This window comes from Synechococcus sp. CBW1004 (assembly GCF_015840715.1).
Taxonomy (GTDB): Bacteria; Cyanobacteriota; Cyanobacteriia; order PCC-6307; family Cyanobiaceae; genus Cyanobium.
This window is the reverse complement of the sequence record NZ_CP060397.1, coordinates 2,911,501-2,928,828: the sequence shown is the minus strand read 5'-3', so window position 1 is coordinate 2,928,828 and position 17,328 is coordinate 2,911,501. Positions and strand designations below refer to the sequence as shown.

20 protein-coding genes are annotated in these 17,328 nt (G+C 69.8%); 9 read left to right on the top strand and 11 right to left on the bottom strand.

Translation table 11 applies throughout. The annotated features are described in order from the left end of the window. Positions 1–25: 25 nt before the first annotated feature. Positions 26–1,741: a YifB family Mg chelatase-like AAA ATPase gene (locus H8F25_RS13855; protein ID WP_197213893.1), complete on the top strand. Its 1,716-nt coding sequence runs from the start codon at positions 26–28 to the stop codon at positions 1,739–1,741. A 92-nt stretch (positions 1,742–1,833) separates the two neighbouring features. Here H8F25_RS13855 and H8F25_RS13850 read toward each other — a convergent pair whose 3' ends face one another. The 5 genes from H8F25_RS13850 to def form a co-directional block, all read right to left on the bottom strand. Further along, positions 1,834–2,043: a hypothetical protein gene (locus tag H8F25_RS13850; RefSeq protein ID WP_197214065.1), complete on the bottom strand. Its 210-nt coding sequence runs from the start codon at positions 2,041–2,043 to the stop codon at positions 1,834–1,836. A 445-nt stretch (positions 2,044–2,488) separates the two neighbouring features. Then, positions 2,489–2,659, bottom strand: coding sequence for a 30S ribosomal protein S21 (rpsU, locus tag H8F25_RS13845; protein WP_006172073.1), 171 nt, complete (start codon positions 2,657–2,659; stop codon positions 2,489–2,491). A gap of 58 nt (positions 2,660–2,717) precedes the next feature. Beyond that, complete coding sequence (locus H8F25_RS13840) at positions 2,718–3,548, bottom strand: DUF3747 domain-containing protein (RefSeq protein ID WP_231596859.1); 831 nt, start codon at positions 3,546–3,548, stop codon at positions 2,718–2,720. Between the two features lie 637 nt (positions 3,549–4,185). After that, complete coding sequence (locus H8F25_RS13835; protein WP_197210912.1) at positions 4,186–4,383, bottom strand: hypothetical protein; 198 nt, start codon at positions 4,381–4,383, stop codon at positions 4,186–4,188. A gap of 25 nt (positions 4,384–4,408) precedes the next feature. Next, positions 4,409–5,014, bottom strand: coding sequence for a peptide deformylase (def, locus tag H8F25_RS13830; protein WP_197210911.1), 606 nt, complete (start codon positions 5,012–5,014; stop codon positions 4,409–4,411). A 42-nt stretch (positions 5,015–5,056) separates the two neighbouring features. Here def and H8F25_RS13825 point away from each other — a divergent pair, with 42 nt between their 5' ends. Both H8F25_RS13825 and H8F25_RS17815 read left to right on the top strand, forming a co-directional pair. Continuing rightward, positions 5,057–7,399 carry a prolyl oligopeptidase family serine peptidase gene (locus H8F25_RS13825; protein WP_231596858.1) on the top strand — a complete coding sequence of 781 codons (2,343 nt, stop codon included), beginning with the start codon at positions 5,057–5,059 and terminating at the stop codon, positions 7,397–7,399. 266 nt (positions 7,400–7,665) lie between these two features. Further along, positions 7,666–9,426 carry a sodium:solute symporter gene (locus H8F25_RS17815; protein ID WP_370525754.1) on the top strand — a complete coding sequence of 587 codons (1,761 nt, stop codon included), beginning with the start codon at positions 7,666–7,668 and terminating at the stop codon, positions 9,424–9,426. A gap of 288 nt (positions 9,427–9,714) precedes the next feature. On the opposite strand, the gene H8F25_RS13815 is transcribed toward H8F25_RS17815, so the two are convergent. The 3 genes from H8F25_RS13815 to H8F25_RS13805 form a co-directional block, all read right to left on the bottom strand. Next, the gene (locus tag H8F25_RS13815) at positions 9,715–10,137 is read right to left on the bottom strand and encodes a type II toxin-antitoxin system VapC family toxin (RefSeq protein ID WP_197210910.1); all 423 of its coding nucleotides are present in this window, start codon (positions 10,135–10,137) and stop codon (positions 9,715–9,717) included. Then, positions 10,138–10,377, bottom strand: a complete 240-nt coding sequence (locus tag H8F25_RS13810) for a type II toxin-antitoxin system prevent-host-death family antitoxin (protein WP_197210909.1) — start codon at positions 10,375–10,377, stop codon at positions 10,138–10,140. Between the two features lie 112 nt (positions 10,378–10,489). Continuing rightward, complete coding sequence (locus H8F25_RS13805) at positions 10,490–10,786, bottom strand: YciI family protein (protein ID WP_197210908.1); 297 nt, start codon at positions 10,784–10,786, stop codon at positions 10,490–10,492. A 145-nt stretch (positions 10,787–10,931) separates the two neighbouring features. Here H8F25_RS13805 and H8F25_RS13800 point away from each other — a divergent pair, with 145 nt between their 5' ends. Beyond that, positions 10,932–11,225 (top strand): type II toxin-antitoxin system Phd/YefM family antitoxin, encoded by a 294-nt coding sequence (locus H8F25_RS13800; protein WP_197210907.1) that lies wholly within the window; start codon positions 10,932–10,934, stop codon positions 11,223–11,225. Next, on the top strand, positions 11,225–11,653 hold the full coding sequence (locus H8F25_RS13795; RefSeq protein ID WP_231596857.1) for a type II toxin-antitoxin system VapC family toxin: 429 nt from the start codon (positions 11,225–11,227) through the stop codon (positions 11,651–11,653). Before H8F25_RS13800 ends, H8F25_RS13795 begins: the two co-directional genes overlap by 1 nt. 42 nt (positions 11,654–11,695) lie before the next feature. Here H8F25_RS13795 and H8F25_RS13790 read toward each other — a convergent pair whose 3' ends face one another. Further along, entirely contained in the window at positions 11,696–13,228 is a 1,533-nt protein-coding gene (locus H8F25_RS13790) for a carotenoid oxygenase family protein (protein WP_197210905.1), read from the bottom strand. 244 nt (positions 13,229–13,472) lie between these two features. Continuing rightward, on the bottom strand, positions 13,473–14,930 hold the full coding sequence (locus H8F25_RS13785) for a peptidoglycan-binding protein (RefSeq protein WP_197210904.1): 1,458 nt from the start codon (positions 14,928–14,930) through the stop codon (positions 13,473–13,475). A gap of 123 nt (positions 14,931–15,053) precedes the next feature. Here H8F25_RS13785 and H8F25_RS13780 point away from each other — a divergent pair, with 123 nt between their 5' ends. After that, entirely contained in the window at positions 15,054–15,218 is a 165-nt protein-coding gene (locus H8F25_RS13780) for a Nif11-like leader peptide family natural product precursor (RefSeq protein WP_197210903.1), read from the top strand. A 22-nt stretch (positions 15,219–15,240) separates the two neighbouring features. Here H8F25_RS13780 and hisB read toward each other — a convergent pair whose 3' ends face one another. Further along, the gene (gene hisB / locus H8F25_RS13775; protein ID WP_370525753.1) at positions 15,241–15,906 is read right to left on the bottom strand and encodes an imidazoleglycerol-phosphate dehydratase HisB; all 666 of its coding nucleotides are present in this window, start codon (positions 15,904–15,906) and stop codon (positions 15,241–15,243) included. A 212-nt stretch (positions 15,907–16,118) separates the two neighbouring features. Between hisB and H8F25_RS13770 the strand changes: the two genes are divergently transcribed. The 3 genes from H8F25_RS13770 to H8F25_RS13760 all read left to right on the top strand — a co-directional run bounded on the left by H8F25_RS13770 (position 16,119) and on the right by H8F25_RS13760 (position 17,255). Further along, a complete protein-coding gene (locus H8F25_RS13770; protein WP_197210902.1) occupies positions 16,119–16,385 on the top strand; it encodes a hypothetical protein in 267 nt (88 codons plus the stop codon). Further along, positions 16,382–16,810, top strand: coding sequence for a type II toxin-antitoxin system VapC family toxin (locus H8F25_RS13765; RefSeq protein ID WP_197210901.1), 429 nt, complete (start codon positions 16,382–16,384; stop codon positions 16,808–16,810). Before H8F25_RS13770 ends, H8F25_RS13765 begins: the two co-directional genes overlap by 4 nt. Before the next feature lie 196 nt (positions 16,811–17,006). Continuing rightward, positions 17,007–17,255, top strand: coding sequence for a phosphopantetheine-binding protein (locus tag H8F25_RS13760; protein ID WP_231596856.1), 249 nt, complete (start codon positions 17,007–17,009; stop codon positions 17,253–17,255). Positions 17,256–17,328 lie beyond the last annotated feature (73 nt).

The following is a 17,328-nucleotide window of genomic DNA, read 5'->3' as shown; positions in this document are numbered from 1 at the left end:
AGAGGTCGGGATGGAGGTGACGGAGATGCTGGCGCGTTGCAGCGGTTCGGCCCTGCGCGGCCTGGAGGCCGTGGAGGTGAACGTGGAAGTGGACATCGGTCCGGGGCTGCCGGGTCTGCAGCTGGTGGGCCTGCCCGATGCCGCGGTGCAGGAGGCGCGGGAACGGGTGCGGGCCGCCCTGCGCAACAGCGGCCTGAAGGTGCCCCTCACCCGCGTGGTGGTGAGCCTCGCTCCGGCCGATCTGCGCAAGGCGGGCCCCGGCTTCGATCTTCCGATCGCGCTGGGCCTGCTGGTGGCCAGCGGTCAGCTGGCGCCGGAGCGGCTGGAGGGCATCTGGAGCGCCGCGGAGCTGGGGCTCGACGGCCGGCTGCGACCGATCCGCGGCGTGCTGGCGATGGCAATGGCCGCCCAGCAGGCGGGTGCCCGCGGTCTGGTGGTGGCGGCCGCCAACGCCTCGGAGGCGGCCCTGGTGGAGGGGCTGCGGGTATGGGGCCCCGCCGATCTGGAGGGCGTGCTGACCCTGCTGAGCCTGCCCGATCGTGTCCCGACCGCAGCGCCACCGGCGCCCTCGCCCCAGGAGCGGTCGGGACCGGATCTGGCGGAGGTGCGCGGCGCCACCCACGGACGCCGTGCCCTGGAGATCGCGGCCGCGGGGGGGCACCACCTGCTGCTGGTGGGAGCAGCGGGCAGCGGCAAGACGATGCTCGCCCGACGGCTGCCTGGTCTGCTGCCACCACTGGAGCGTGCCGAGGCCCTGGAGGTGACGCGCCTGCACTCGGTGGCGGGCCTGCTGGAGCAGCAGGACGGTCTGATCAGCCGCCGCCCCTTCCGCAGCCCCCATCACAGCTGCTCGGGGGCGGCTCTGATCGGCGGCGGCTCCCTGCCCATGCCGGGGGAGCTGAGCCTGGCCCACCACGGGGTCCTGTTCCTCGATGAGCTCGCCGAATTCCGCCGCGACATCCTCGATCTGCTGCGCCAACCGCTCGAGGAGGGGGAGGTGCTGATCAGCCGTGCCCGCCAGCGTTGCCGCTTCCCCTGTCGCGTCACCCTGGTGGCGGCCACCAATCCCTGCCCCTGCGGCCGCTACGGCGATGACGACGGGGGCTGTGACTGCGGCGAGGGCCTGCGCCGCCGCTACTGGGGACGCCTCTCCGGCCCCCTGCTCGATCGGCTCGACCTGCAGGTGCTGATGCGGCGCCCCTCCAGCGCCGCCCTGGCCGCTCCATTCGCCCGCCGGCCGAATTCCTGCGCGGCGGCCGGCAGCAGCAGCGAGAGAGGCTCCCAGCACCGCGGGGACAGCACCATGCACAACGGCAGCGATGCGACCTGGCTCGGCTCCGGCACGGCGAGCGACAGCGGAGGATCAGCCAGGAACCACCCCGAACCCGCAGGCAACCTGGGCGGACGGTGGGGGGCCGATGAAACGACAACACCGGAAACCAGCGCAAGGGTGGCCGCTCGGGTCCGGCTTGCGCGCGATCGGATGCGGGCCCGCAATCCCGGCGGCCGCTGCAACGGCGCCCTCGACGGCGAGCAGCTGGCGACGGTGATCCAGCTCAGCGGCGCGGCACACCAGCTGTGGCAGCGGGCCGTGGAGCAGCGGCGCCTCTCGGCCCGCTCCGGGCTGCGGCTCCTGCGGGTGGCGCGCACGATCGCCGACCTGGCGGAGCAGGAGCAGATCAGGCCCGAGGCGATCAGCGAAGCGCTGACCTACCGCAGTTTTGATCTGATGAACACCTGAAGGCGCGACACCCCCACCACAGAAGCGGCGGGGGCGATCAGAAGAACGAGGAACACGTGGGGAACAGAAGCGAATCCGCAGGTGCAGACCCCTCAGAAACGGCGACGGCGCTGGGGGCGGTCGCGGTAGGGCTGCACTCCGACCAGCGGCGGCTGATGAGCCGCCTCCTCACGGGGATTGCCGAAGGCGTGATTGAGCATGTCCGCCAGCCAGGCCCCGAACCCTGCCAGGCCCGTACCGGTGGCGGTGCGGAGCAGGGCGGCGCTGGAGGAATCGCCGGGAGAGACAGGGACCTGGGCCATGGCCTGGACGCGCGTGGGTCCCATCAGCATGGGTCGTCTGTCAGGGATCGGGAACAGGTAGAAGCACCGGTTCCGGCGCCGCCTCGGCAGCGACTCGCGCAGCTGTGACAGCTCCGCTCCCGGGAGGACAGGGGCGCAGGACCTGCCGTGCTCTGTGGCCGGGCCCGCACTCACCTGGGAGAGCAGGCCACCCAGACAGGGCCGGGGTCCTGGAGTCCTTCCCCAGAGCTGCGCAGTGAACCTGGAAGATCAGCCCAGCGGACCCAGCTGATGCTCGGGGCACCCAATCGGTCACGGCCGGGGAGTCGGTCCCGGACGTCCACCGGACGGCGCATGAACCCCGTCGTGGGTCCGGACAGCAACAGGGCCCTCCAGGCGAAGTGACCTGGAGGGCCCTTGAAGGAGTGCTTATGGGGAGTACAGACAGAGAAAGCCTGGCGGCGGCTCAGCGGCGACGGCGGCGCTGCTGGGCCTTGCGCTTGTACTTCTCCGTCGGCGTCTCGTGATGGCGCAGTCGCTTCAGATCCGCAAAGATGCCGGCCTTGGACACCTGGCGCTTGAAGCGACGCAGCGCCGACTCGATGCCTTCGTTTTCACCGACCGTGACCTGGGTCATGAAGTGCTGCTGGGAGATGCGGAGTCTGGAAATGTAGCAAGCGCCCGACCGCCCGCTCTCAGAGGTTCGGTGGCGGGGTCGGCATGGCCGGAGCCCGGCCACCGTCGACCGCGGCGGGCGCGCCGCTCTGGGGCTCCATCGCCCCAGCAGAGCCGGGCGAGGCGGCGGTGCCGGAACCGCCCCCAGGCTCAAGGGCTGCCGGGGAGGCCGTTCCCGCGGCGGCAGGGGCAGGAGTCATGGGGCTGCCGGCGGGACGCTCCCGAGGGGGAGATGCCGCAGCAGGGGCGGCGCCGTCGATGGCGGCGACCGGCCAGCTGTCGCTGTAGACGTACAGATGGCCGAGCCTGCGGCCGCCATAGGTGCGACGCATCAGGCGCCAGCCCGGTTCAGGCTCAAGCTTGTGGAACCCGCCGATCGGTCCGCCGGAGCGGGCCACGATCATCTCGGGACCGGCCCAGGACTTGGTGGGCAGGGCCACCAGCAGGGTGCCCGTCGCATCGGTGCGGACCATCAGGCGGTAGGAGGTGGCCAGGTCCGTGCCGCCCACCCGCAGGGAATAGCCGTTGGCGTCGATGTAGCGGCCGCAGATGCCGGTGAAGTCGAAGGTCGCCAGCAGTGGGTTGACCGGCGCAGGCAGGGCGCTGCCGGTGGCGAAACAGGGCCGGCGGTCGTTGATCTGCTCGTAGATATTGAGCTGGTAGCGGCTGCCGCTGCTGCCGATCGGCGCGGCCACGAGCACGAACCGCTGCTGCTCCACCTCGAGGGCCCCGAAGAGGGCCTGCTGGGCACTGGCGCGCTGGCTGGGGAGCGCCGCGGTCAGCCCCAGCAGCAGGGCGAGGGCGGCGAGGGGCGAGCGGCGCAGCCGCCCGGATCTCAGGGAGAGGGTCACGACGCTGCCGGGGTGAGGAGCAGGGTGAATCGTATGCAAACCGGAGCCTGGTCTCACTCGCGGCCGGAGAGCGGGAGGCCGGCCTGCGGACCGGCACCGCCCCGGAACGCGGCCCGCGACGGGCGGGGTCGAAGGCATGACGACAAGCCCAGGGCAATGCCGCTGCTGATGCCGGAAGCTCTCAGCTCGGCAGGTTTGACCCATGTCGCTCCGCAGCTCAGGCACGGAGTCCCGACCTGCCTTCCCAGAGGGGAACGTCTGCCTACTTCCACCAGCACGGGCGGCACCCAGGTGCGGTTAAGGCCATCAAAAAAGCGGCATGAATCAAGTCCACCCGGATGAGCCCTTGGGTTCAGCAGAGCTCTGGAAGGAGCTCCCCTCGGCCTGCTCCGAGGGGCAGCTGTCCTGCCTCGCGGAGGCAGGAGCGGCCTTCAGGGAGTGCGGATGAGCCATCGCGAATCCGCATCGCGTGCGCCGTCCCCGAGCCCCCGGAGGGGTTGCTTGCAAGATGCGCCTCGTCCTGCAGGCACGTCTTCGCGGTCGCCGGGCCGCAGGCCATGGCGCCGATCACCGTGGTGACCTCCGCCGATGCACCGTGGGATCCGGACTCGGATGCTCCTGCGGACGTCCCGGATCTTCAGGCGGGCTTGTTGATGCGAATCGCCACCAGCAGCGCGATCACGGTGCCAGGCAGGCTCGCTCCCAGGATCCAGCGGGTGGTCTGCACGCCGAGATCGGGATCGCCGTAGGCCAGCTCGAACACCGAGCCGGTGGCGGCGATGCCGAGCACGCAGGCGACGGCCAGGAACAGCCCGGCCAGAGGTTTCATCTCCATGGCTGTTTCAGCGAATAGGGGGGGCTCAGCGGATCGACTGGACGTCGCGGCGGTCGAACCCCTGCTGCTTGAGGCCTTCGTTGAGGCTCAACTCATCGGTGACGCGATCGACGAACAGCACGCCGTTGAGATGATCCATCTCGTGCTGGATGCAGCGGGCCAGCAACCCATCCGCCTTGAGGCGCTTCGGCCGGCCCAGCTCGTCGCGGTAGCTCACCTCCACGATCGAGGGACGCACCACGTTCAGATAGACCTTGGGAATGCTGAGGCAGCCCTCCTCATAGGTGTTCAGCGAGGAGCCGAAAGCGGTGATCTCGGGGTTGATCAGCACCAGCGGTGGGGTGGATGCCTCCTCGATGTCGAGATCGATCACCAACAGCTGCTTGTGGACGCCCACCTGTGGGGCCGCCAGTCCGATGCCCTGGGCGCTGTACATGCTGCGCAGCATGTCGCGTGCGAGGTCACGGATGCCCTCGTCGACCTTGCTGATCCGCCTGGCGCTGGTGCGCAGCTCCCTGGAGCCGAGTGTGTGGATCGGCAGCGGCGGCGTTTCGAGGGGCTCCTTCGGCACCTGAACGGTGCGGTTGCCCTGCTCGGCTGCGCGAGCCAACTGGGCGAAGCTGCGCGCCAAGGAATCACCGGAATCACAGGGGTTCATCCTAGAAGGCACGCCATGGAGGCAGGGGTGGACGCAGTCGGGCGGAACCGAACCGATCAGGCCGGCGGAACCGGCCCCCTGCCGGCGGAGCTGGTGCTGGGAGCGACGCCGGTGCTCAAGGAACCCCGCCTGCTGGACGGACGGCTGTTCTGGCTGGAGCAACTGCCGGCGCAGCGCGGTCGCACCACCCTGCGGCTGCGCACCCGCACGGGCGCGGAGCTGGAGCTCACCCCGGAGCTGGATCTGCGCAGCCGCATCCACGGCTATGGCGGGGGCGTGTACTGCGTCGCGAGAAAGTCGGCAGGAGGTGGCACTGGTGCTGACGAACGCGGGAACGACAGCCGGTCCATGGCAGACCTCCGGGCGGACGAGCGTCCTGCGGAAGGAGAGCATCCAGGCCATGCGCCGCTGGGCAGCTGGACTGAGGGCCCAACGGTGGTGGTGGTGGCCGAGGGGGGGCGTTCGCTATGGCGCCTGGATCTGCCCGATGATCCAGGCAATGTGCCCCTGCCTGCACCCGTGCGCCTCACTCCGGCCTCGGATGCTCAGCACGACGGGGAGCCCGCCCTGTTCGGCGATGGCCTGATCGACCCGGCCCGGCAGCGCTGGATCGGCGTGTGTGAGCACAACGACCGCGACCGGCTGGTGTCGGTGCCGCTCGCCGGCGGGACGCCGCAGGTGCTCTGGGAGAGCCCTGATTTCTGCGGCTACGCCGTGCTCAGCCCCTCGGGCTGCCATCTGGCCTGGGTGAGCTGGCAGCAGCCCTGCATGCCCTGGGACCGCAGCGTGCTGTGGCTGGGGCGCTTCGATGCCGGCGGCGCGCTGACGGACGTTCGGCCGATCGCCGGCAGCACCCCAGGCCCGGGGCAGGCCATCTCGGTGTTCCAGCCCCTGTGGGCCGGGCCGGATCTGATGGTGGCGGGCGACCGCAGCGGCTGGTGGAACCTGGAGATGCTTGAGAACGCAGTGTCGCTGTCACCGGAGGCGGCGCCCGAGTGGCGACCGCTGCTGCCGATGCAGGCGGAGTTCGCGATGCCCCAGTGGGTGTACGGCATGCGCACCACCGCCTGGGATGGCCAGAGGCTGGTGGCGGCGTGCTGCCGTGATGGCCGCTGGGAGCTGGGGGCGCTGGTGCCCACAGGCGATGGTGCCGCCACTGCTGCCGACACGCCAGGCGCCGACACCCCAGCGGCCTTGGCAGAGACCACGAACCCTGGCCAGCGCGACGGGGCCAGCGAAGCAGCGAGCCCCAGCGACCCTCCCGCCCCAGCGAGCTCCAGCGGCGCGCTGAGGGGAGCGCTGCGCTGGCAGCCGATCCCGCTGCCCTTCGACGATCTGGCCGCCCTCGACGCCCAAGACGGCAGGGTGGTGGCGATTGCCAGCGGCCCTGTGGACGGTCCCGGCCTGCTGGAGCTGACCCTCCAGCGTCCGTGCCGGCAGAAGCGGAGGGCGGAGACGCTGGCGGACTCTCCGGAAGAAGCCCTGCAGCAGCCTGCTGAGGCCTGGCTGGAGGACCTCCCTGTGGCCTGGACACACCGACCCGCCGTGCCCGCCCTGCTGGCTCCGGATCAGATCAGCCGCCCGGAGCCCCTCCGGTTCACCGGCCATGGCGGCCGCCCCACCCATGCCTGGTACTACCCGCCCCGGGATGGAGCCGGTCCCGCCTCGCCGCTGCTGGTGCGCGGCCACAGCGGCCCCACGGGCATGGCCCGCACCGGCCTGAGCCTGGCGATTCAGTTCTGGACCAGTCGCGGCTGGGGCGTGGTGGATGTGAACTACGGCGGCTCCACCGGCTTCGGGCGCGCCTATCGCGAACGCCTCGACGGGCTCTGGGGTGTGGTGGACGTGGACGACTGCCTCGGCGCCGCCCGGGCCGTGGTGGAGGCCGGCCACGCCGATCCGGACCGCATCGCCATGGAGGGCAGCAGCGCTTCGGGCTTCACGGTGCTGGCGGCGATGGCCCGCGGCGACACCCTGCGCGCCGGTGCCATCCGCTACCCGGTCACCGATCTGACGGCCCTGGCGGAATGCGATCACCGCTTCGAGGCCCGCTACTTCGATGCGCTGGTAGGGCCCTGGCCGTCGGCGCGGGCGATCTATGAGCAGCGCTCACCGCTGCAGCAGGCGGATCGGATCCACGCACCACTGCTGTTCTTCCACGGCCTCGACGACACGGTGGTGCCGGCGCAGCAGAGCATCGCCATGGTGGAGCGGCTGAAAGCCCGCGGCGTGCCTGTGGAGCTGCAGTTGTTCGAAGGCGAGGGCCACGGCTTCCGCGATGGGGCCGTGCAGCGGCAGGTGCTGGAGCGCAGCGAGGCCTTCTTCCGGGAGCGGTTCGGGTTGGGCGCAGGAGGCTGAAGGCGGACCTTCAGGCCAGGACAGAGCTGCTGCATCTCCGCCTGCCCTCCGGATGACACCCGCATCCATCTCGGAAGGCCTGGAACGATTCCAGAGTCGGGCGGCCTCAGGCTGAACCCTCCGCCGCGCAGCCCCCATGGCAGCCTTACCGGCAACGGCCCTGGCGACCCCGGCGACAGGGGAGGTGCCGCTCCAGTCCCCGCCCCGGCGCTTCAACAGTGGCGGGGATGGTCCAGGTCTGCACACCTCCCTTGAACCCCTGACCGGTGACGGCCCTGACCACCAGCCTGCTGCCCCTTCTCCTGAACCCTGCCTCAGCGGGGCTGGCCCTCCCCACTGCGCTCCAGCCGGGACTCGAGCAGCTCAGAGCCTCATCGATGGCCTGGATCAGCGCGGTCCTGTCCTCCCTGAGCTCCAGCGTGCCCACCCTGGCTCTGTCCATGGCGCTGCTGGCGCTGCTGCTGCTGCTGGGCACCGGCCTGGGGCGGCTTCTGGGCACGCACCAGTGGGGGATTCCGGAGGCCCTGCTGGCCGGTGGCCTCGGCCTGCTGATCGCCCCCGCCGGGGTCTGGCCACTGATCCCTCCGGAGGTGATCCAGTTGTGGGACCAGCTGCCGCTGATCCTGCTGACGCTGGTGTTCGCCAGCCTGCTGCTCGGCAAGCCCCTGCCGGCGATCGGAGGCCTGTGGCGGCCCCTCTCGGCCCAGATGCTGCTGGCTCTGACCCTGGCCTTCGGCCAGTACCTGGTGGCGGCGCTGGCGGTGCTGCTGCTGCTGCAGCCGCTGATGGGGGCGCCGTCGGTGATGGCCTGTCTGATCGAGGTGGCCTACGAAGGCGGCCACGGCTCGGCGGCGGCGATGGGCCCCACCTACGCCCGCCTCGGGCTGGAGAGCGGCGAGGCCCTTGGCCTGGCCCTGGCCACCGTGGGCCTGCTGGCCTCGACGATGGTGGGCGGCCTGCTGGTGCTGCTCGGCCGCCGCTTCGCCTGGGTGCGGGGAGGGGCGTTGGCGGTTGCGCCGGCAGCTGAGCCCACCGACGTGCCCACGGCGGATGGCTGCGACGTTCCCGACCCGGCTGCCGCGGCCATGCAGCCTGCAGCGGCAATCCAGTCAGCGCATGCCCTGCAGGCGGGCTCTGCGGTGCCTGCCCCCGTGGCAACGGCCAGCCCAGGCGAGGACCGCGGATCGGCTTCGGGCCAGGCTCCGGAGCCTGATGCGACGGCCTGTCAGGCCGTTTCCGTCAGCGCCCTGCCGATGCAGACAGCGGCCTCGGGCCTGGAACCAGGCGCCTCGAGCTCCAGCGCCGTCGCGGCGCCGGCCGCTGCCCCCCCACCGCTCACCCCGAGAAGCTTGGCGATCAACCTCGCCCTCACCGGATCAGCCGTGCTGATCGGGGTGCTGATGCTGGAAGGCCTGCGACGGCTGGCCGCCTGGCAGGGAGGCCTGCTGGCGATGGTGGTGGATGCCCTGCCGGTATTCCCACTGGCCCTGCTGGGCTCGCTGCTGATGCGGCTCCTGCTGGAACGCACGGGGCGAAGCGCCCTGGTGCGGCCGAAGCTGCAGGCGCGTATCGGCACCCTCAGCGCCGATCTGCTGATCAGCGCCGCCACCGCCTGCCTGGACCTGTCGCTGCTGGCCCACGACTGGCTGCCGCTGACCGTGCTGGCGGGCGTGGGGCTGGTGTGGAATCTGGCGGTGATCCTGCTGCTGGCGCCGCGGATCCTTCCCGCGAGCTGGTTCGAGCGTGGCCTCGTCGAGTTCGGCCAGGCCACCGGTGTGGCCGCCAGCGGCCTGCTGCTGCTCAACATGGTCGATCCCGAGGACCGCAACGGCAGCCTCACCCCGTTCTCGATCAAGCAGCTGATCCTGCAGCCCTTTCTTGCCGGCGGCGTGATCACGGTGGTGGCGCCGCTGGCGGTGACCGGCTGGGGCCTGCCCGTCTGGAGTGGCTTCTGTTTCGCTCTGGTGCTGCTCTGGATCGGCCTGGGGCTGTGGCTGGCGCGGTCGGCGCGGGCAGCAGTGGGATGACGGGGGCGGGGTGAAGGCGAATGCAGCAGAGGAGACTTGATGACATGAAGGCCATCCAGAACGCTGCCGCAATGCATCAGCAGCACGACAGCGCAACCAGCCCATCCAGAGAGCCGCCGGGGAAGCAATACTGCCCTGCGACCACACAGACTGGATCAGCCACCTGCGCGCCCTTCATGCTGATCAGCCGGGACCGCCAGGGTCAGCGGTGGAGCTGCTGCGGGAGCTGCGGGATCCGCCTCCCTGAGCCATCGACGTGCAGGAACGACAGAAACACCCAGACGCCGTTCAGCCTCCCAGCCATGGATTGAGCAAGGGCACGCCACTGGCCTTGAAGTCAGCCAGATTGCGGGTCACGACAACCAACCCATGCACCAGGGCGGTGGCGGCGATCAGGCCATCAGCGAAGGACTGGGGATCCGGATTGTGGAAGGCAGCACTGCGGCGTGCCAGCGCCAGGTCAAAGGGCAGGATTCGCCCCGCAAAGGCCGGCAGAACGGCCTGCTCCAGCCAATGCCGCAGCAGAGCACCCTGGGCAGGATCACGACGCTCCTTCAGCAGCACACCCAGCTCCAGTTCATGCATCGTGACCACGGAGACGAACAATCTGCTGGGCTGAACCTGGCCAGCCCAGGCGGCCACTCCCGGATCGGCTTTGCCGGCACGCAGCTTGCGCAGCTCCGAGACAGTGTTCGTATCGAGGAGAAACATTCAGGACAGATCCGCCACCCGTGCAGACGCAGCATCTCTGGTCAGGGGTAGATCGATGTCCTCCACCCCAGGGAAAGCGAAAAGGTCGGCGATTGAACGCTCCGCTCCAACCAGACGGCGGTACTCGGCGATCGAAAGCAACACATGCGAGGCCTCACCACGGTCCGTGATGAACACAGGCTCCTGATTCGCGGCCCGCTTGGCACCGGCGGCGTCCTGGTTGAAGGCTCTGCTGGACATCGTCTTGGCCACGCGGATCAACCCAGGGCTCCATCGAAGCTAGCAACGTTGCTACAAGCGGCACGGCTGCGCCGGCAGGGGCACCTTCGGAGAAAGGCCCCGATCGCCCCCGTCACCCCACTCCCAGATCGCCCACGGCACCGATCCACTGGCACAGGTTCCAGTCCACAAGGCCACTGGCAACGACCGGGTCCTGAAGAATCAGCGCCTCAGCGCTGGCGTGATCGGCGGCCTCAAGCACCAGCAAGCCACCGCCTCCCGGTTTGCCGTCGCCATCGACCAGATAGCCGCTGCTGATCCGCACGTCCTGGGCGCGCAACTCCTCCACCCATGACCGGTGGGCGGCGAGGTGCGGGCGCAGTTCGGCGTAGGGACGCCGAAAGGTCTCCTGCTTGATGAACCAGGGCATGGCGGCCGCTCAGCTGAGAACCACTCTGGAGGCCATCGCCGGAAGGGGGCCCGAGCGGGAGCCCTCGACACCTGGGCGCTGAGACGAACCGCTCGCATCTTGAGCCATTGAGCTAGCTAGCTTGGAGTACAGCCTGGATAGATCCATGCACCCTCCGAGCACCCGAGCCCCTGCGAGCCTCACGACCGCCGCGGTACCGCTGGCCGAAGCCAAGAACCAGCTCTCGGCTCTGATCGCCCGTGTGGAACAGGGCGAGGAGATCGCCATCACCCGCCGGGGCCTGCCGGTGGCCAGGTTGGTGCCTGATCCGCAGCGGCAGGACGACCGCGAGGAACGGGCCCGGATGGTCACCCAGGCCATCGGGCGTCTGCGGACCCTGCGCGCAGACCTGACCCTCGACGGTGATCTGCGCGCCATCGCGAGGGAAGGGCTGGACTGATGGCTGGAGCGGCTGAGCCAGGGTTCGTGCTCGACAACTCCGTGCTGTGTGGCTGGTTCCTGGCCGACCAGGCCACGACCTACGGCGATGCGGTGGCCGACCGTCTCCAGCGCAGCGATGCCCATGCCCCCGCGCTGCTGCAGCTCGAGTTCACCAATGTGCTGCGCACCGCCTGCAAGCGGGGGACGCTTCGGATCGCGGACGCCCACACGATCGTGGATCAGCTGGCCCTGCTGCCGATCCGCATCGACACCACGCCTCCCTCACCAGCAGCCCTGCTGAGCCTGGCGTTGCGCTACGACCTGACGAGCTACGACGCGGCCTACCTGGAGCTGGCGCTGCGACGGCAGCTGCCGATCGCCACACGCGATGGCGCCCTGGCGGAAGCGGCCTGGGCCGCAGGGGTGGGCGTTCTGGAGGCCGCCTGATTTCAGTGCGGCGTCACTGTTGCCACCCACCGCAGGCTTCGCTCAGCCCTCCACAAAGCTGCCGTGCAGACCATGCGGGATCGCCAGGGGCAGCTCCACCACGGCCACCTGCTCCATCGAGGCGGCATCGAGGATCACCAGATCGCTGCTGCAACGGGCGCCGTTCCACACCACGCACAGCAGCCAGCCGTCGTGCTCGCTGGTGCCGCCGGGGCGGGGCACCATCACCGGCTCGCTGACGAAGCCGCGGGGCGCGGCGCTCCACTCACGCACCTCGCCAGTCTGCAGATCGCGCCTGATCAGAGCCTGCAGCGGATCGTTGCCGGTGGCGCGCTCGGCCACCGCCATCCAGGCGTGACGGGCTTCCAACCCCACCCTGTGCGGGTTCACCATCGCGAATTCGCAGGTGCGCTCGCTCAGCCGCTCGCGGCTGACGCTGCCGGCCACCGGATCGAGGGTGAAGCGCTCCAGGAGGCCCTCGGGGATGCGCTCGAAATCCACCTCGCGGAAATCGGTGCCGGGGCCGATCGAGGGGAAGTCGCTGTAGACGATGCTCTCGAGCACCACCGTGCCATCGGCCTGCTCGAAGGCGTTGAGGTGGTGGAACACGAAGCCCTCCGGCGCCGGCAGGATCTGCGGCTCCTGGCCGGCGAAGGCGCCGCTCTCGCGCGGGATCAGCCAGAACTGGCCCATGCCGCCCGGCCTGGATTTCAGGCACTGGGCCGCCCCCTGCTGGCCGAGCACATAGGGGAGCGGATTGAAATCGATCGCGTTCTGCAGGAACACCGCCCAGTTGGGGGTGATCGCGAAGTCATGCAGGAAGGCGAAGCCCTTGAAGCTGTCGCGTCGCTCGCACAACAGATCGCCGGCCTTCACCCCATCGGGGCCGTCGCCTGCGGCGAACTCCATCAGCCGGATCGTGCTGCGCGGGCCCGCCTTGACGCCGAAGGTCACCATCCGCCTGGCGCCATGGTGTCCCGGATCGAAGCGGGGATGGGCGCTGAACGCCTCACCCGGCTTGAGCAGCCCATCGAGACGAGAGAGGCCACGGGTCTCGAGGGTGTCGGGGTCGAGGGCATGGGGCTCAGCGGCTTCCCACAGGGCCAGCAGCTGATCGCCGAGGCGCACCACGTGCGTGTTGGCGATGTTCTTGAGCCGCAGGTCGAAGGCGTTGGCCAGCGGGCCGCCCGGCTTCTGGGTACCGAAAACGCCGCGATAGACGAACCTGCCGGCCTGCTCCTCGGCCTGCCAGCCCTCCGTGCGCACGAATCGGTTGCGCAGGGTCGCCTGGCCGCCCTCGAAGCGCAGGGCGGTGATCATGCCGTCGCCGTCGAACGGGTGATGCACCCACTGGCCGCCCCGCTCCAGCCGACCGGGGCCGTTGCGGTAGAGGGTGCCCTGCAGCTCCGCCGGGATGGTGCCGCGGGCGGCGGTAAGGGGCACGTCGTCGAGCTCCAGGCCCACGTTGCGGAAAGCGCTGGCCCAGTCGGCACGGTCGTAGGCGCCGGGCTGGGCCGTGGGGTCAGCGGCGGTGGCGTCCGCAGCGGAGCCGGCGGCGGTGGTGGCGACGGACATGGAGGGAGGCACGGCAGGGGGGCGCGCCGATCGGCGCTGTGCCATCCATCATCACGTAACGGACTGTGAAGCAGCGAGGACACGCCAGGGCCTGGGGGGCTTCATCCAGGGCAGCCCCTGCGCATGCCCCAGGGCCCCGGCGCGGACGGATCCACAGGACACGCCGATCGGCCGGCGACCACGAGGAGGCCAGCGCGGCCCCAGGCTTGCCGCCGCCGCGATCCGTGCAGCGCGTGGCCCCGGCTCAGGCCAGCTCCTCGGCAAAGATCCGCCGCACCAGCTCCGTCACCTCGGCACCCATGCGGGCGTCGGCCTCGAGGCCGAAGCCGGGCCTGGTGGGCACCCGCAGGGCCAGGGCGAAGCTGCGCTGCCGGTGCGGGGTGGTGCGGGTGTCGCGGAAACTGGCGAAGGCGGCGTAGCAGAGGGCGTCGATGTCGGGATCGCCCGTCTCGGCGCCGTAGCCCATCTTGGAGAGGATCACGGGCTCATCCACCGCCCCCAGCAGGCCCAGCTGCTCGAGGGCGGCATCGAGATAGCGGGCCGTGTCGTGCCCCAGGCCCTCCACCAGCGTCGCCAGGCTGCTCCACTGGGCTCCCGGCAGGCGGATGTCCGGCTGGAGCTGCTGGTGCCAGCCGAGCAGCGTCAGCATCCGCACCAGGTCGTAGGCCGAGACGAGGTTGCGGGTGCGGGGTTCCGACCGATGGGGCAGCAGCACGCCGCCTGGGCCGATCAGCTCGGCGCCCTGTCGGAAGGGGTTGTGGAAGCTGGGATCCGGCCGGTCCCGTGGCGGCTCCCACTGGCCATGCCAGCCGAGCAGGAGGGCGCGGGGGTTGCCGCTGACCTGCCGCAGCCAGCTCTGCAGATCAGGCTCGTCGCCGTGTCGCAGGCGCTTGAACAGGTAGGCGATGCGATTGGAGCCACCCCCGTCACGCTCACCGGCCCTGGGGGCGTAGCTCACCAGGTCGCGGAACAGCTCCGCGAAGCCTTCCGTGTGGCCTCCCTCCAGGCTTCGCACCGAGGTGGCGGCGATCGGGATACCGGGATGGCGGCGGTTGAGCTGACAGACCAACTGCAGCGGCGCGATGAACTTGGTGGCGCTCCAGAACTGCACGTTGTCCTCCAGGGCGCGGCGGCCGTACCAGCGCACCTTCAGGGGCTGATCGGCAGCGAAACTGCCGAGGCAGACGCAGGCCTGGGCCACCGCCTCGCCGAGGAAGGCCAGGCCACCCCTGTCCTCCCGGCCCGAAACGATCGGTGGCACCACGCCGAGGGGCGGGTAGGCGGCAAAACCTGCCGGGGCGGGGTAGGGGGTCAGCTCGGCAGCCGCCGGGGGGGCTGCGGCCAGGCGGGCGGCGAAGCGCGGCGGTTCCTCCCGGAATGGCGAGGCGTCCAGTCCCCGATCCAGCAGCGGCAGGTGGTCGTCATCCGCCAGGTCCTGGGATGCGAGCGCATCCGCCTCCCGCATCAGGGGTCCGTAGGCGCTGCTGGGCAGGGGCGGGGGGCCGGCGAGCGCGGCCTGGGTGCGCGGACCGGCGATGCCATCCGGGCGCAGCAGCAGGTGCCGCTGCAGATCCCGCAGCGCCAGGGCCGTGGCCGGACCGAAGACTCCGTCCGCATCACCCCACAGAAAACCGAGGCGGATCAGCTGCTGCTGCAGCGCCAGCACCTCCGCACCCTGAGCTCCAAGGTCCAACACAGGCATCGCAGTGCAGAAGGACGCGTGGCTGCCCTCGGTGTAGCAGCCGCGCCAGCGCTCGCCCCGGCCCAACGGCAGACCGATCCACCAGGCGGGCCTAGGGTTAAATCGAACTTATCGGAAATGCCCGTGTCAAAAGCTCAACTGATCGCCTTCCTCGCCAAGGCGGAGGCGGATCCCGCCCTCAAGCAGAAGGTGGATGCCGCCGTCGATGCCAGCGCCGTGGCAGACCTGGCGAAGGCCGAAGGGTTCCTGTTCTCGCCCGCCAGCCTCTCCAGGCACCTGCGCGGCTGAAGCGCTCCAGCGGGGCCACTGCTCAGCCGGCGGCCCCGGCCCGCTCCAGCACCCCCTTGCTGCTGGGGATCGACCCACTGCGGCGCGGATCCAATTCGGTGGCCATGCGCAGGGCACGGGCAAAGGCCTTGAAGCCGGCCTCGACGATGTGGTGCGAGTTCACGCCATCCAACATGCGGATGTGCAGCGTCAGGCCGGCGTTGTTGGCCACCGCCACGAAGAACTCCTTCACCAGCTCCGTGTCATACGTGCCGATCTTCTGGGCCGGGATCACCAGGCCGTAGCTCAGATGCGGACGGCCGCTGCAGTCGAGCGCCACCTGCACCAGCGCCTCATCCAGCGGCGCCAGGAAGTGGCCGAAGCGGTGGATGCCGCGCCGGTCGCCCAACGCCTGGGCCAGGGCCTGCCCGAAGGCGATGCCCACGTCCTCGTTGGTGTGGTGGTCGTCGATGTGGGTGTCGCCCGTGGCGTCAATCTCCAGGTCGAGCAGGCCGTGGCTGCTGATCTGATGGAGCATGTGATCGAGAAAGGGCACACCCGTGCTCGCCTGGCAGCGGCCCGTGCCGTCGAGATTGAGGCTCACGCGCACGTCGGTTTCGCTGGTGACGCGGTGGATGGTGCCGGTGCGCAGGGGCTGCCCGGTGGACGGGGCGGCGGCGGTGCCGTTCTGCATGGAAAGGCCGGCCATTAGCGCCGGATCACGGATGTTCCGATCATCGCCAACGGGCATCAAGGGAGCCAACGGGGCAGGCGGAGCCGCGTCATCCTCGGCCGCCCGGCCGGAGCCGCCTCTGAAAAGCCTCCGTGGCGCCGCCCATGAGACCACCCCACAGCAGGAAAGCTGCGGCGACGAATGGAAGATTGATGCCATGATGCCAAGTGCGGACGCATCTTGATGCCATGCGCACCACCCTGACCATCGACGACGGCCTGCTGCGCCAGCTGCGCCAGAAAGCCCTCGACAGCGGCAAGACGTTCAAGCAGGTGGTGAACGAGACCCTACGGGCCGGACTGCAGCAACCTGTGGAGGCCGCGCGGCACCGCTATGTGTGCCCCACCTTCTCCATGGGCCAGCCCCAGTGGCCTGTCGATCTCGATAAAGCGCTCACCTTGGCGGCCGAACTGGAGGACCAGGAGATCGTGACCCAGTTGATGCAGGGCCAATGATCGTCGTCGACGCCAACCTGCTGGTCTATGCGCTGCACGCCGACATGCCCAAGCACGCAGCGGCAAGGTCATGGCTTGAGCAGTGCCTGTCTGGCGAGGAACCCCTGGCTCTGTGTTGGGTGGTGATCCTTGCCGTGATGCGGATCTGCACCAATGCCCGGCTGTTCCCCAACGCGCTGACCGCACATCAGGCGATCGAGGTAGCGCAGGCCTGGCTCGATCACCCCACCGTGCTGCTGCTGGAGCCCGGACCGCGGCACTGGGAGATCCTCTCCGAGGTTCTGGACCAGGCCGGAACCGCCGGCAATCTGACCATGGATGCCCACCTGGCCGCCCTGGCCCTCGAGCACGGCGGCTCGGTCCATAGCTGTGACGCCGACTTTCGCCGCTTCCCGGGCCTGCGGTTGATCAACCCGCTCGTCTGAGGCCGGTGCCAGGCTCAGCGAGCAGGAACTGCGGTCCCATGCCTTCTCGGCTCTCGCGCCCCATGAAGTTCCAACGAGAATCCTTGTTGTCGAGAAGCTGCCCCGCGGTGCCGCCGGCAAGCTGCAACGATTCAACCTGGCGGAGCGACTGAAGGATGCTCTCGGACCGGCTGCAGAAGAGCCCGCTGTCGGGGAGGTGGAGGAACTCGTGGCTTCTGTGATCAGCGAGGTGCTGAACCAGAGACCACCCACCCGGGACGCCAACTTCTTCCAGCTCGGTGGCGATTCCCTCTTCGGTACAAAGGTGATGACACGCCTGAGCGCTCAACTCGGCCTTGATCTTCCGCCGACGCTTCTGTTCATCGCCCCAACGGTGCGCACGCTGTCCGAGCAGCTTGAGACCCTGATCGATCAAGCTCTGGCGCAATTCGAGGTGGGGAGATGAGTCGCTGGAACCTGCGCTCCATCGGGAGTCCACTTGTCAACATATGCAAAGACCTGTCTTCGCCGACAAAACA